Annotated in this window: 13 protein-coding genes; 4 read left to right on the top strand and 9 right to left on the bottom strand. The window is 61.0% G+C overall.

Annotation, left to right across the window (positions count from 1 at the left end; all coding sequences use genetic code 11):
* Positions 1–93 precede the first annotated feature (93 nt).
* Together G578_RS29265 and G578_RS0121325 are read right to left on the bottom strand one after the other, a co-directional pair.
* Entirely contained in the window at positions 94–2,871 is a 2,778-nt protein-coding gene (locus tag G578_RS29265; protein WP_084619100.1) for a class I SAM-dependent DNA methyltransferase, read from the bottom strand.
* Complete coding sequence (locus tag G578_RS0121325; RefSeq protein ID WP_028795956.1) at positions 2,872–3,168, bottom strand: HigA family addiction module antitoxin; 297 nt, start codon at positions 3,166–3,168, stop codon at positions 2,872–2,874.
* A gap of 214 nt (positions 3,169–3,382) precedes the next feature.
* Here G578_RS0121325 and G578_RS29750 point away from each other — a divergent pair, with 214 nt between their 5' ends.
* Entirely contained in the window at positions 3,383–4,228 is an 846-nt protein-coding gene (locus G578_RS29750) for a hypothetical protein (RefSeq protein ID WP_156907423.1), read from the top strand.
* Between the two features lie 10 nt (positions 4,229–4,238).
* Here the strand turns inward: G578_RS29750 and G578_RS0121320 are convergent, their stop codons facing one another.
* The 3 genes from G578_RS0121320 to G578_RS27575 all read right to left on the bottom strand — a co-directional run bounded on the left by G578_RS0121320 (position 4,239) and on the right by G578_RS27575 (position 8,053).
* Positions 4,239–5,894: a DUF262 domain-containing protein gene (locus G578_RS0121320; RefSeq protein ID WP_028795955.1), complete on the bottom strand. Its 1,656-nt coding sequence runs from the start codon at positions 5,892–5,894 to the stop codon at positions 4,239–4,241.
* Positions 5,895–6,418: 524 nt separating this feature from the next.
* Complete coding sequence (locus G578_RS0121315) at positions 6,419–6,826, bottom strand: hypothetical protein (protein WP_156907422.1); 408 nt, start codon at positions 6,824–6,826, stop codon at positions 6,419–6,421.
* Between the two features lie 414 nt (positions 6,827–7,240).
* Entirely contained in the window at positions 7,241–8,053 is an 813-nt protein-coding gene (locus tag G578_RS27575) for a helix-turn-helix domain-containing protein (protein ID WP_038015629.1), read from the bottom strand.
* Between the two features lie 123 nt (positions 8,054–8,176).
* On the opposite strand from G578_RS27575, the gene G578_RS0121300 reads away from it, so the two are divergent.
* Both G578_RS0121300 and G578_RS0121295 read left to right on the top strand, forming a co-directional pair.
* The gene (locus tag G578_RS0121300; RefSeq protein WP_038015626.1) at positions 8,177–8,566 is read left to right on the top strand and encodes a hypothetical protein; all 390 of its coding nucleotides are present in this window, start codon (positions 8,177–8,179) and stop codon (positions 8,564–8,566) included.
* Positions 8,567–8,568: 2 nt separating this feature from the next.
* Positions 8,569–8,889, top strand: a complete 321-nt coding sequence (locus G578_RS0121295; RefSeq protein ID WP_028795952.1) for a DUF1330 domain-containing protein — start codon at positions 8,569–8,571, stop codon at positions 8,887–8,889.
* Between the two features lie 66 nt (positions 8,890–8,955).
* Here the strand turns inward: G578_RS0121295 and G578_RS27570 are convergent, their stop codons facing one another.
* Positions 8,956–9,153 carry a hypothetical protein gene (locus tag G578_RS27570; protein ID WP_038015623.1) on the bottom strand — a complete coding sequence of 66 codons (198 nt, stop codon included), beginning with the start codon at positions 9,151–9,153 and terminating at the stop codon, positions 8,956–8,958.
* 58 nt (positions 9,154–9,211) lie between these two features.
* Complete coding sequence (locus G578_RS0121285) at positions 9,212–10,018, bottom strand: enoyl-CoA hydratase-related protein (protein ID WP_245565668.1); 807 nt, start codon at positions 10,016–10,018, stop codon at positions 9,212–9,214.
* A 380-nt stretch (positions 10,019–10,398) separates the two neighbouring features.
* On the opposite strand from G578_RS0121285, the gene G578_RS28765 reads away from it, so the two are divergent.
* Positions 10,399–11,283, top strand: a complete 885-nt coding sequence (locus tag G578_RS28765) for a matrixin family metalloprotease (protein ID WP_051245136.1) — start codon at positions 10,399–10,401, stop codon at positions 11,281–11,283.
* 16 nt (positions 11,284–11,299) lie between these two features.
* Here G578_RS28765 and fzlA read toward each other — a convergent pair whose 3' ends face one another.
* On the bottom strand, positions 11,300–11,968 hold the full coding sequence (fzlA, locus tag G578_RS0121275; protein ID WP_028795950.1) for an FtsZ-binding protein FzlA: 669 nt from the start codon (positions 11,966–11,968) through the stop codon (positions 11,300–11,302).
* A 64-nt stretch (positions 11,969–12,032) separates the two neighbouring features.
* Positions 12,033–14,489: a mechanosensitive ion channel family protein gene (locus G578_RS0121270; RefSeq protein ID WP_028795949.1), complete on the bottom strand. Its 2,457-nt coding sequence runs from the start codon at positions 14,487–14,489 to the stop codon at positions 12,033–12,035.
* Between the last annotated feature and the right edge of the window lie 43 nt (positions 14,490–14,532).

Below are 14,532 nucleotides of genomic sequence, written 5' to 3'. Positions count from 1 at the left end.
GGACGCATCCCAAGCTCATTGGATTTGGTGGAGCTACCGTTTTGAGCATAAGAAACAGAGACGGATGGGACGGATTTCTCGCGGTTCATTGCGTTATGCTCCGATCCTGAATTTGCTTCCTGTCAAGGTCTTAGCTGCAGTCATTCTTGTGTAGAGCTCAAAGAGCTTTTCGAGACGCTCGGTATCGTTCCGGAATCGACGACCGATGTATATTCGTTCTAGGACCTCGTCATTGCGGTCATGTGCTGCCCGAAGATCGTCAGGCATCTTCTGTGGATCGTAGAGGTTCGCGATAGTCGCGGGGAAGTGGTTCTCACGCGTCAGTAGGATATCTTCGGCACATCGTGTCAAATCGGCCCGATTTTTATCAGTTAATTGTGGAACCGGGAATGTGTTCCATCCCAACGTATTAGAGTAACGGAAATCTGTTTTGAGTTTTCCGCAGACTGTCGCAATCCACACAAGATGAAGAGCTGAAACAAGCAACGCAATATTCCATAATGGTGCATCAAATAATGCAAAGGCTTCAGAAACAATGCTTCCTTTCGAGAGAATATTTACCGGAATATACTCTCTTGTTTCAGATGATGTCTTGGAAATTATTGTGACAACTTCATTACCTTTCTGTCTAATTTCCCCAAACCGATGCGGGTATTCACTCAATTTCTTGGTTGTTGACCGTGAGCTTTCGAGGCGTTTTTCGGAAACTGCCTGAAACCGACTCTGAAGCCATTCATCTTCCCGAGCTTGATGATATTCAGGGTCTTCGACCCAAATACAACGACGCTCTATTCCGTTGATAAATTCCTGAGTTCCGAATATCGGGCGAATATATTGCCGTATATCGGGGTTCTGAGCGACGACACGTCGTGCTTCTTCGGAGTTTACCAACAGATTCCCGCCGTCATTAGGCATGCTCCCAAAGTTCATGAGACTTACACGGCTAATGGGTTTGGATTTTGGTTCAACAATAACATTTGATGCTGGAACAAGATATGGGTTGATGTTTTCAGTATACGTTAGTACAGCTTCTCCGTTGTTTGTGGTCGTGAATAATCGTCTGGTACGCCCTGGGTTAATCGAAATTCCTACAATAACAACAGTAACGACGGCTTTCTGAGTCGCTAGATTAGCCCATTTGAAACTTGTATGGGCGAATGTAATCTCATGCCCGGTCGCCAAAATGATTGGCCAGAATGCTCCAACCTGACGGCCTTGACAGATTGAGTTCGTAGTCACAAATGCGGCGATAGAGCCAGCTTTACGCCCGTAGTCGGCGGCCTTCATGAACCACCCGGTAACATAGTCGAGTGATTTCCAATTTTTCACACGGCCATCAAAGATCGATCCCAAGTCGGACTTTTGTTCTTCGGATTGCCATTGGCTACCCCTGTATGGGGGATTCCCACAGATATATGTTTCTCCCCCCTCATTTTCAAAATCGATCTGTGCTTGATCTAGGGGGGTGTGGAACAAGTCGTCAGCATGATGCTTTACGCCAGTTCCTTTCACATCCATTAAGCTTAACCAATCCAGTCGTAGAGCGTTGCCGCAAGTGATCCAATTCATTGCATCAAGAGGCAGAAATTCGGCTAAAGCCTCTTTTTGTCCGCGATAGAGAACGTCGCATTGATATTCCGCTATTATAAGAGCAAGCCGTGCGATTTCTGCTGGAAAGTCGCGAATTTCTATCCCACGAAAATTCGTAAGAGGGATGTCTGAGTTTCGCTCTTTCTCGTTTCGACGCTGATTGATATTGGCTTCGATAGCACGCATTTCCTTGTAGGCAATGACGAGAAAGTTGCCTGATCCGCATGCCGGATCGAATACCCTTATTCTAGCCATGCGATTGCGAAGATTGAGAAGTTTCCGGGGATTTCCCTCTGCATCTTCAAGTTTCTCTCTTAGGTCATCGAGAAATAGCGGATTGAGAACCTTTAAAATGTTCGGTACCGAAGTGTAGTGCATCCCCAGTGCACCGCGTTCATCGTCATCGGCGACAGCCTGAATCATTGAACCGAAGATGTCGGGATTGATCTTTGTCCAGTCGAGCTTGCCGACATTAAGCAGGTAGGTGCGTGCCATTCGGCTAAAACGCGGCACTTCTACGGAACCAGAAAACAGCCCTCCATTGACGTAAGGGAAGATATTGGCCCAGGGGCGGAAGTTTCCGGTCGGCCGGTCCTTTGGGCGTGTGTTCATTGCTCGGAATAGCTCCGAGATCACCCAACCTGTGTTTGAGCCGTCTGACTCACTCATCTGTTCGATAGTCTGGGTGAAAAGCCCTTCGCCGTTGAAGATGTCCGTGTCCTCGGCGAAGAAGCTGAAAATCAGACGGGCCATAAAATGGTTCAGCTCGGGCCGTCGATCTGCCGTTCCCCAGTCCGGATTGTTCCTAAGTAGCTCGATGTAGAGCCTGTTGAGGCGGCCGGTCGCCTTGATGTCGAAGGCACTTTCGCGGACCTGCCTGACCGTCGAGATACCGGCGAGTGGCAGGAAGAATCCAAAGTGCTCGGGGAAATCGTTGTAGTCGCAGACGACAGGCGGAATGTCCGAGGCGAGGTCCTCGGCCTGAAAATCCACGCCATCCGTCGCCAGGATGAACTTCGCCTTCGCACGAGCTGTCGCGGGGCTGTTACGAAGTGCGGTAAGGGTGTCGGCGACCTCACCAGGGGCACAGGTCTTGATGTGAATGTTGCTTGTCTGAAGCACGCCATCGACATCGGACCTGTTGGATGATCCGGATCGAAGCCGCTTGATCGTCGTGGCCTTGTTCCCGAACGCTTCGAGAAAGGCGTATGGGAACTCGTCCGGATCGAACGGTTCGGCGGCAAGGGCTGAAATGGCTTCTTCGATCTCGACGGCGTTCATCTATTCCCCGCCTTGTTGCTTTTGGTCCTGTGGAGCAAATGGCTCCACCTTGATTCGCTCGGCGTGCCCCATGACCAAGGCATGGTCGTAGTCCAGTTGCCGCTCCATCCAGGTGCGGGCCGGAGTTCCAAAGGCCTTCTCAAGCCGCACCGCCATCTCAGGCGAAACGCCGGAGCGTCCGTTCAGGAGGTTGCTCAGGGTCTGGCGGTTGACGCAGAGGACGCGGGCCGTCTCGGTAACGGTGAGCCCGTTCTTCGTGATGCATTCACGTCGTACAATCGAGCCCGGATGGTCCATGCCGCCTCCCACCGTCCTCTAGGGTGTAGAGTGATAATCGACACTGGTCAATGTATCCATTCGGGTTCAGGGGGCGGGCGGGAAGACGGGCGAGATTTGAAGCCTCAATCCCGCTCACACAGCCCGGATCACATGATGGTTCTCTGTCGCGTGTTATCTCATACGTGTAAAACTTATCGCCCAACAGAGCGGCGATTATGGAGTCGGAATAATAATGGATAAGAAGCAGCAGGAAGCCCTTGAGCAACATCCAATAGTTCAGACGGTTATAGAGTACCAAAATGGCGTGACGGACGGGGACGCCGGAGGTTTTGCCGAATGGCATTCGTTCCGCGAGTTTTACCAAAAATGGATGAGAAGTGAGACTGACCGATCGAGATATCCAGATGACTACGCGAACCTTCGTCTCGCGGTCTATTTGGCTGCGTTCGGAATGTATCGAGGAAGCGGTTTCCTTCGGCGTGGTACGCACGCTATCCATCAAAGAGCCTGGTCTGTTCTAGATCGGGAAAGTTTGGCGGAATTGCAGGACTGTGATTTCCAAACTGCCTTCAATAAGGCGGGGCAAATCAGCGATCTCGTCGGGAAACTCACAACAGCCTATGAACCGCTGAAGTCGAGGTCGAGATCCGCTGTCAAAGAGGGGATCAAGCCTGCGGCTGATCAATGTGATGGTTCGCCGTTAAGCCCTGAACAGGACGCTTTAAAAACCCTTACCACAAAGGTTGTGCTCGGCACTGTGGTGTGTCTCCCCGCGTACGATGCATACGCGTGCTTCGCTGTTCGAAAGCTCGGGATTGGTCCCCCTAAGACAGACGTGAGCGGCCTAGAGAGGCTATTCGGGTTTGCACTCGAACATCAGCGTGAGTTTGAGGCAGCAGCCAAGGAGGTCGGCAATCCACCCCTGATCCGCGTACTCGACATGTATCTTTGGCGGATCGGGGCAGTGGATGCCGAAAAGAAATCTGCAACAAGGAAAGAAGAGAGTGAGAAATGGCGAGCTACTGAAAAAGAAACCAGAGAGTTGAAACGTGGCCCAATTCGAACGAAAAACATTTAATTAGAAATCATCAAACAATTTCTCCGGTGCAAAGCTTCACCATCGCTGCATGGACGCGTCCAGCTCTCACCTGGATGAATGCCTCGTATTCACCAGCTTTCAGGGTGTCATAAGGCACCATGTGGCTTTCCAGCCTCTGGCGTACCTCAGCTTCTCCGAGACCGGCTTCCTTCGCACGCTCTTGGAGGTACGCCATCGGCGTGTTCGCCCCGATCTTCCGGTTTGTCTTCCACGAGATGAGGGCACAATTCATTGCCCTGGTCGCGTACGCGTCGTCGCGGTCGACGCCCAAGACACTCACGGGGACGAGGTGGTGATACTCGCGTCGGTCGATGTTGGTCGCTTTGGCCTTCTCGCCGTCTGCGAAGTCGTAACCACCCTTGTGCATCGAACACGCGATAATGGCTCTGGCCAGACGATCCTTTCGAGACGGCCACCCTGCCTTCGCCAACTCCTCGACCGATGGGAGGGGATTGGCCTCCTCGTCGAAGAGTTCCGGCTGGTTCGGGTGGTCGCGGTCCCTGATGATCTCAGCGAGGCGAACGAAGTCGGCGTATCCTCTCGTCGCTGCGGTCTTGAGGTACCGGTCTGTGAAGCTGGCCCGCCAGAGTGCCTTGCGGATCAGAGTTCGAGCACGCCCTTCTTCATCGCCTCCGGTCTTGGGAGCACGAGCCCACAATGCCGATACTAGGTACACAGCCACCTCGGTCGGCAGCAGCTTGTCGGAGTAGATACCTTCGTCCTGAAGGAAATTGAGACCTCTCTCGATGCCGGTCAGGACATCGGTCCAGATTTCCGCAAACGCCTTGCCGAACTCCAAATCAAGATAGGTCGCTTTCAATGGTGGTTTGCCGAGGAGTAGTGCACCGACCGACAGCGTCAGGTCTTCGATCTTGCTGAAATGTGCGGTTGCGGGTACCCGCTGTTTCAGGTCTTCGACCATCTCGTGGAGGGAGTTCCCAACCGCCCCCTCCAACTGAGCGACCACGATATCGAAATCCTTCAACGGCGATGCGGACGTGTTCATGTTGATGAACACGTTCAGGGCGGTCTCCTGAGATGTCCCGACCGGCAACTCCAGGAAGGGGACCTTGTAGGCCGCGACGCGAGACCGCAGCTTCGCGATTCGCCTTCCGTCCTGGTTCGAAGCTCCTACGGCATCACACCAGGCATCCAGACGCTCTTCCCCGGCGTTTCCAGGGCAGAGGACATCGATTGGGACCAAGGACCGTTCGAACTGCTGTACCGGGTCGTCAGCCCATACGGGGTATCGAATACCCTTGCGAGGCCAACGTTTGACGATCTCGACATCCGGCTCGCTATCTTCGCCGTTCAGTTTCACGAAGATCGTCATGTCGTCGTAGTCGGCATGCAGCGAACGCCACAATGCCGTCATCCGCTGCTGGCCATCCAGCAGGTGCATGCTGGGTCTCTGGCTAGTCGGCGGAGCCCCGACGATGGACCGTGAGTGGAACAATTCCTTGTCCCCTACCTCAAGCGTGAGCAGTGCTCCAATCGGCAGAGATGGCTGCCGCAAGACGTTCTCCAGGACGCCTTCGATCTGACCTGCACTCCAAGCCTCGTGGCGTTGAAAGCGTGGCAGGGCAACCTGGCCCTGCGAGATCATGGCAAACCATTCCTCAATGTTCTTTGTGCGTGCTTCCATAATCTCCCCCGACCTGGATGATCGCATAGTAGGTCGGCACGGCGGGTCTGTAACCTATCGGCGAGCTTCTACCGTTGCTGATCGGTTTCTTGGTTGGAACGTCGAGTGTCCGCCGCCTTTCTGGCAGCTGTCTTCCGCCTCCGAGTTCGACCTGCACGCTCACCTGCTCCTTGCTGGAGCTTCTTCCAATCGGGCTCCCTCGTTGCCCAGATTTGCCGGATTGACGACGAGCTATGGGGAGGTGGCGATCCGGCACCAAACCCTGCGTACATCTGCTCGATCTCGGCTTCGGTGATGAGCCCCAGGTCGTACGCTCGGTGGCACAGAAGGCAAAGAGGGAGGTACTTCTCTGGATTGGTCCGCCAGTTCGGAATGTGGGCGACCTCGACCAGGGAGGGAACATCGAAACCGCAACACGCACACCTTCGCTGGTCGGCGGGCATCGTGACTGCTGGGCGTCGTTCGTTCTTGGAGGGCATTGGAGTGGGCCGAGGTGGTGATGATCGATGCACTATGAGTGAAATTCAGTCGAAGTAGTCCTCGGGATCATAGGTGCCTTTGAAGCTGATCGATCCGATTCTTGCTTTCCCGTAGCGAACCGGTGAGCCGGTCAGGACAATGTATCGAACAAACCTTCCCCCGAGAGTCGGAATAAGGCCCCAGAGAGCACTGTATGAGAGCGAGCCAAGGTACGATGCGAAGTCAGAGCTGAGAGTGAGCATGCCGACAACATTGCCCATGGCATCGGCTTCCGGTCCTGTCAGGAGAGTATCCAGGTCTCTATCGCCAATTAGCGTCATCTTGACCGTCCGACTTGCGTACCTGCTGGGACTTAGTAGGCGTGCTCGGATCGCGACATGCTGATGTTCGACCAGTCCGTTGCGTGAAAGCCTGCTGTCTCGGTCGGCGGACATCGAGTAATCGATGTCCACGGCCGTGATCTCAAGCAGGTAGCACACGGACTGGACGGATTTCGGTGTCGACGATCGGCGAGTTGTAGGTCCGGCAGGTGCACGGCTAGGCATGGCGATCTCCTTCTACCGAGCCCGCATGATATCCTTGTCGACGAAGCCCTTCCCGACTGCCCTTTTGACGGTGTGTAGATGACCGCCGCTGCCCAAGTACGAATTCAGTCGAACTGCCCATGCTGCCCGACGACGCAACATATCAACAGGTTAGCAACAGCATAATAAGCTGTATTGGCGAAGATTGTCCGTTCGTTTATCTTTAGTTTCAACGCAGTATGCGTCAAAAATACAAGTATAATGCCCTCCGAAGGCAGAGGTCACAGGTTCGAATCCTGTCGGGTGCGCCACTTTTCCCTGACGCTCCTCCAGCGACGTTCCTCAGCCCTTCCTCCGACCGTCCAGCAGCACGGTCGCGGTCTCGTCGTCGGCCGGGAAGAAGGCTTCGATCGCCAGCTCCGACAAGGTAATGTCCAGGGCGGTGCCGAAGACCGTCGTGGTGCTCAGGAAGGACAGAACGCCGGCCTCCAGGCGCAGGCGGAATGGCACGGCGACGCCGGCGAGCGGGTTGGTGGCGGGCCGGCTGTGCGGCGCCGCGCCTGGCGGAACGGGATAGGCCCGAAGCTCCTCAAGCAGCGCGGTGAGCGCTGGGTCGGCCGTCAGGCTCACCTGCTCGCCCAGCCGGCTCAGCACATGGTCGCGCCATTCCCGGAAATTGACGATCCGGCCGGCCAGACCGTCGGGATGCAGGCTGAGCCGCAGGACGTTGACCGGCGGCGCCAGCAGCGCCGGCGCCACCCCCGCCAGCAGCCGGCCGACCGCGGCGTTCGCATGCACCAGGGTCCAGTGCCGGTCGACCGCCAGGGCTGGAAACGGCTCGTGGCGCTCCAGGATCAGGGCAACGGCCCGGTGGGCGGCGGCCATGGCCGGGTCGTCGGCGGGACGGGCCTGGAACACCGGCGCGTAGCCGGCGGCCACGAGGAGCTGGTTGCGTTCGCGCAGCGGCAGGGCGAGGCGCTCGGCCAGGCGCAGGATGACCTCGCGGCTCGGCGAACTGCGGCCGCTCTCGATGAAGCTCAGGTGCCGTTGGGACACCTCCGCCTCGGCGGCGAGCGCCAGCTGGCTGAGCGAGCGGCGGCGGCGCCAGCCGCGCAGCAGCGGGCCAAAACTCGGGGCGGGGGCGGTACTGTCCATGGCGCAACCCTAACCCCGACAGAAAGGGGCGCCAATTACCCGGCAGGTAATCGACCTGTCTCCCGCTACGGCGAAGGATGCGCACACCCCATCCGGGGCCGTGACGCAACCTTGGAGGCTGTCATGCCGCAAGATCGACCCACCCTGTCCCTTCGCCGGGTTCTGTATCTGGATGCCGCCACCTGTCTGGCGATGGGCGGCATTCTCGTTGCCGGGACCGGATTTCTCGCCGGACTCACGGACATTCCCGCGCCGTTGCTGTTCTATGCCGGGCTGGCGCTGCTCCCGCTTGCCGGCGTCATCGCCGCGATCGGCCGCTGGATGGCGGGCAGTCCTGCCGTCTGGTTGGTGATCCTCGGTAATGCCGGTTGGGTGCTCGGAAGCCTGGCCCTGGTGGCCGGGGTGATCTCGCCCAATCTGCTGGGCGTGGCGTTCATCCTCTCCCAGGCGGCCGCCGTCTGCCTCCTCACCTGGCTCGAACTCGCGGCGTTCCGCACCGTGGGGAGGGCGTGACCATGGCGGCTTACGCGATGGCGTATCTGCACCGGGTCGAGATGGGTCCGGCGATCGTCGACTATCTCCGGCGGATCGACGACACCCTTGTGCCGTTCGGCGGCCGCTACCTGATCCATGGCGGAGGGGTCGAGGTGCTGGAGGGGGCGTGGTCGGGCGATCTGATCATGATCGCCTTTCCGGATCTGGAGCGGGCCCGCGCCTGGTATGCCTCGCCGGCCTATCGGCGCATCCTGCCCCTGCGGACCGGCCATTCGGAGGGTCCGGTGATCCTGATCGACGGGGTCGAGGAGGGACATCGGGCGACGGACATCCTCGGTTGACGCGAACGCCCAAAGGCCCGGCATCGGCGCGTGGTGCCGGGCCTTTGATTCAGTGATAGGCGATGGTCACCAGAACCCGAACCAGACCCCGATGCCATGGATGATGGCGATCGGGAAGAAGATCGCGCCGGCGATGAGAAAGCCCCAGGATTCCTCGGTGAAGCAGGTGTAGAGGTGCTGAAACCACGCCGCGACCCCCACCAGCAGCACGAAGAGCGCGGTGCAGATGCCGATGACGCCGGTCTGAATGATTCTGTCGATCATGGGGGTCCCATCTGTGGCCATTGCGGAGGGATAACGCGGCAGCGGCCGATCGGCTCCCTCATGGCGTGCCGCGATAGACCGGCACCCGCTTGTTGAGGAAGGCGTCGAGGCCCTCCTGGGCGTCCGGCTCGACCGAGGCGGCGGCGATGGCGGTGCCTTCCTTCTCCATCTGCGCCTCGAAGCTGGTGTCGAAGCTGTCGATCAGCAGCCGCCTGGCCCGGCCATAGGCCCGGGTCGGGCCGGCGGCGAGAGTGCGGGCGGTCTCCTCCGCTTTGGCGAGCAGGGCGTCGTCGGCCACGGTCGCCGTGGCGATGCCCCATTCGACCGCCTCGGCGGCGGAGAGCCGGCGGTTGGTCAGGGTCAGTTCCTGGGCGCGGCGCAGGCCGACCATCCGGGGCAGCAGGAAGGTCGACCCGCCATCCGGCGACAGGCCGGCCGCGGTATAGGCCATGGCGAATTTCGAACTCTCCGCCGCGTAGACCAGGTCGCCCAGCAGCGCCAGCGACAGCCCGGCACCGGCGGCGGCACCCTGGACGGCGACCACCAGCGGCGCGTCCATCCGCGCCAGGGTCGAGCAGGCGGCATGCAGATAGCCGGTGGTCTCCTTGATCAGGGCGCCGACCCCGGGGCCGGCCTCCTTGAAGGTCTTCAGGTCGCCGCCGACGCAGAAGTTCTTGCCCGCACCGGTCAGCAGCACCGCCCGCACCGAGCTGTCCGACGCGCAGCGCACCGACGCCTTCATCAGCGCCAGGCCGAGCTCGGGGGTGATCGAATTGCCCGCCTCGGGGCGGGTCAAGGTCAGGCGGGCAAGCCCGCCCTCCAGCGAGAACGATACGAGAGTGTCGGTCACAGAGGTCTCGGGCACGGTCGCCTCCCAGCGCTTTTGGTCGGGCGCAGGGTAGCGGGATTGACCGTGCGGCGGTCAAACCGGTTTCTGCGGCGGCGGACGTTTTCGGGTGTCGAGCGGTAGATCCAGCCGTGCGGTTCGGGTTTTGGCTTCACCTTTTTTACGGGAAATGATCTTATTGCGATGATCCTAATACGATAGCCATATGTGAAGAATGGTTGTGAGGCGGACCGCCGGAACTCGGAGACGGGAGCGGCGTGCGGCCGGCCGGGACAAGAGACGACAATCTTAGGATAGCCACTGCAACGACGCGGATAGGAGGCTGAGGCGGTCGTTCCGCCGCCGGAGCGGTGCCGGACACCGAGCCCTCGTTCCGCCCAGGACGGGAGGATACAAGGATGTCGATCACGCCGCTGTACGACACGGACGGGAACGGAATCGCTACCGCTACCGTCAGCTTCGACTACGGTTTCACGGAGGCGCAGAAGGAATCGATCTATACCGCGCTCGATACCTGGGAAGCGCTGACGAATGTGGACTTCTCGACCCATTCCGCCGGGGCGGAGAATCAGGTCGCCTTCACCGCCGGTTCGATCGACAACGTCTTCGGTATCTGGGCCTATGCCTATTACTGGGGTGAGGTCGTCTATGACGTCTCCGACATGAACCGCATCGAGCCCGAGATCTTTACCACCCTGTCGATCCATGAGGTGGGGCACATCGTCGGGTTGGAGCACCAAACCAGCGACAGCGTCATGATCTCCGCCATCCGGTCGGCCGCAAGTGCACCGACCGATCTGGATATCGCCAACCTGGAGGAGATTTACGGCCCGAAGATCACCGGGCTTGCGGCGACCGTGCAGGCCGGAGGGGACGGGGTGCAGGAGGTCGTCGGCAATGCCGGAGCGGATATTCTCTATGGTAACCAGGCCGGCGACACATTGCTCGGCCGCGATGGCGACGACACGCTGTATGGCGGCCAGGACGACGATACGCTGATCGCCGGCAACGGCGACGACCAACTGTTCGGCAATCTCGGAAACGACCTGGTGTCGGGAGGTCTCGGCGACGATCTCATGGTCGGAGGCGGCGGCGCCGATCTGTTCATCGTCGGGTCGGGACAGGACACCATCAGCGATTTCTCGGCGGCGGAAGGTGACCGGCTGAGCGGGGTGATGCTGCGGGCGACCGACGCGATAGATGGCGTCACCCTCTGGCTGGACGATGGCACCGTGAAGCTGATCGGCCTGACTTCGAACGACGTGGATATGATCTTCGTCTGACCGGCGCGGGCCGGAATCAGAAATCCAGGTCGGCGTAATGGCCCACGGGGCGCAGGCCGGGGACGGCGTCGGCGAGCAGGGAGCGGAAGGCCGGGCGCGATTTCACCCGGGCGTACCATTCCTTGGCCTCCGGCGCGTGGTCCCAGGGCACGTCGCCCAGATAGTCGACGCAGGACAGGTGGGCGGCGGCGGCGAGGTCGGCCAGCGAGAACTTGTCGCCGGCGAGCCAGGTCCGGCGCTCCGCCAGCCAGGCGATATAGGCCAGGTGAATCTGCAGGTTCGCATGGCCGGCGCGGATGGCGGAGCTCGAGGGCTCGCCGATGCCGAGAAAGCGCTTCATCACCTTCTCGCCGACCAGCAGGTCGGTCACCTCGCGGTCGAACTTGCGGTCGAACCAGGAGACCAGCCGGCGGATCTCCGCCCGGTCCGCGATCGTGCCGGGCAGCAGCGGAATGGTGTCGTCGCATTCCTCGAGATATTCGGCGATGGCCTGGGAGCCGGCTATGGTGCTGCCGTCGTCCTCCACCAGCACCGGAACCTCGCCGGCCGGGTTGATCGCCAGGAACTCGTCGCGCCGCTCCCAGACCGGTTCGGCGCGCAGATGGACCTCCATGCGCTTCTCGCCCAGGACCAGACGGATCAGGCGGGACTGCGGAGATAGTGCCAGATGATAAAGCGTGCGCATGGACCGGGGGAAACGCGACGGAGAGCGGGAGTCTAGCAGGTCGGGTCGGGGCGGCGCTACAGCGCTAGCTCCGCGTCGATCCTTCCTCACTCTCCGGCGGCGGGTCGGAGGCCGGCTGGGCGGGCGGCCGGGTCTCCTGCACCGCCGTGTCGGAGGGCGGGGTCTCGGGCGGCGGCGCCAGCTGCTTCGCGGCCTGCTCGGCCTGCAGGGTGACATGGGCCGGCGGGGCCTTGCCGGCCGCGTCGACGCCGAAATAGACGGTGGTGTGCGGGAACGGAATCTCGATGTTCTCCGCGTCGAACCGCTTCTTCAGACGGCGCAGCATCTCGCGCTTCACGCCCCATTGCTTGATCGGCGGGGTCTTGATCCGGCAGCGGATGATCACCGCGCTGTCGGCCAGCTCGTTCACGCCCAGGATCTCGATCGGCTCGAGGAACAGCGCGCTCCAGGCCTCGTCCGCCTGCATCTCGTCGGCCACCTCCTTGATCACCACGCTGACCCGGTCGGTGTCCTCGCGATAGGCCACGCCCACGTCGAGCAGGGCGAAGGAGAAGTCCTTGGTCAGGTTGACCACCGTGGTGACGTCGCCGAACGGGATGACGTGCACCGAGCCCTCCAGATCGCGCAGACGGATGGTGCGGATCGACATGTCCTCCACGACGCCGGTATGGCCCCCGGCCGTCACCACGTCGCCGACGGCCACCGTGTCCTCGATCAGCATGAACAGGCCGGTAATCACATCGCGCACCAGCGCCTGGGAGCCGAAACCGATGGCCAGACCGACGACACCGGCACCGGCGAGCAGCGGCGCGATGTCGATGCCGAGTTCGGAGAGCACGATCAGCCCGCCGAACACCACCAGGGCGACCAGCACCGCCCGCCGCAGCAGGGGCAGCAGAGTCTTGGTCCGGCTGCTCGCCTCGCGCGGACTGCCGTCGGAATTGGTGCCGGACAGCGCCCGGGCGATGCCGCTGGCGGTCAGCTCCCAGATGACCACGCAGACGATCAGCACCAGGATGATCGTGCCGGCAGAGCGCAGCACCGCCGTCTGGGTCTGGGTATCCAGCGCGCTGATCACGCCGGCGTTCCAGCCCTCGAGGATGGCGACGGCGGCCAGGGCGAGGATCACGATGTCGACCGCCTTCTTCAGGGTCGGCCGATACAGATTGGCCCGCTTGCGCAGACCCGGAAACCGCTTCTCGAGCTCCTCGTCGACGGCGAACAGCCGGTCGAGCAGCTTGTTGGCGAGGTGCTGGGCGGCGAGGGCGGCGGCGGCGGCGACCACCGAGATCACGGTCGCCCGCAGCATGAACAGGAAGCCGTCCTGGGCGCCGGAGACGAAGATCCCGAAGCCGACCAGGATGTAGAGGCTGGCCAGCAGGTTCCAGATATCGGCGAAGCGGCGGCGCACGACGCTCTTGCCGCCGCCTCGGATCGCCTCGCGGACGGTCGGCCGCAGCTGGGTGACGAGGATCAGCAGCATGCCGGTCATCACCGCGGCGGCGGCCACCTCGAGGGCGTGGGAGCCGACATACCCGGCGCCCAGCGGCAGGGCGGTCTGGGAAATCACGTAGCCGATCACGCCGACGGCGGTGAGGCGCATCACCCACAGATAGAGATAGGCGGCCATCTCGTCTCCGACCCGCAGGATCCTGAGATGCGGGGCGTAGGGGGCCAGGATCAGCCGGGCGAGAACGCCGATACCGGTCTGCACGGCGATCGCCTGGATCACCACGAGAGCGATCTGTTCGGCCTGAAAGCTGCGGGGCACGACCACCAGAGCGGCCCAGCCGGCGCCGAGCACGGCGGCCACGGTGAAGGCCTCCAGGATGGTGCGGAAGATCGCGGTGAAGATCTTCGCCTGGATCGACGGTACCTCGGCGTCGCGCAGGCGGCGGATCGTGCGGCCCAGGGCGAGGCCGGTCAGCCACCGGGCGATCAGTGCCACCAGTATCGGAAAGCCGAGGCCGACGGTGGCGATCTCGATCCAGAAATCTCGGCGGTATTCGACGTTGATCTGCCTGTCCAGCCACTCCGGCAGGTCGCGGATGGCGATCACCGCGTCCCACACCTCGGAGAACACGAGTTGCACCCGCTCGCCCTGATTGATCACCGCGTCCGAGAGCTGGTCGCTGAACGAGTGGTCGTCGGCCGGGGGCTGCTCCGCGCCTTGGGCGGGCGCTTCGGCAGTATCGCCAACGGCCGTCCCGCCAACGGCCGTCCCGCCAACGGCCGTCCCGCCAACGGCCGTCCCGCTCTGGGCTTCCAGCAGAGTGCGCAGGTCGGACAGCAATTGGGCGCGGCGCTCGGGATCCTCAAGGGTCTGGATCAGCCGACGCAGATCGGCGGCGGTTTCCGGCGCGGCACCCTCCGGGCCCGCGGTCTCCTGGGCCTCTGCGGAAGTCTCTGTGGAGGTTTCCGCGGATGGCGACCCGGTGGCCAGGCCAGGGGTCTGGGCGGACAGGGGAGACGCCGCGAGGAGGGCGGCGGCCAGAGCCAGGCAAACGATCAGAAGGCGCATGAAGGATCCGGGAACAGTCAAGGTCCCCCATAAATTAACGTTC

Origin of the sequence: Thalassobaculum salexigens DSM 19539 (assembly GCF_000423805.1) — a bacterium.
Classification (GTDB): Bacteria; Pseudomonadota; Alphaproteobacteria; order Thalassobaculales; family Thalassobaculaceae; genus Thalassobaculum; species Thalassobaculum litoreum.
Note: the sequence above shows the minus strand (reverse complement) of the source record. Positions and strands in the feature narration are given on the sequence as shown.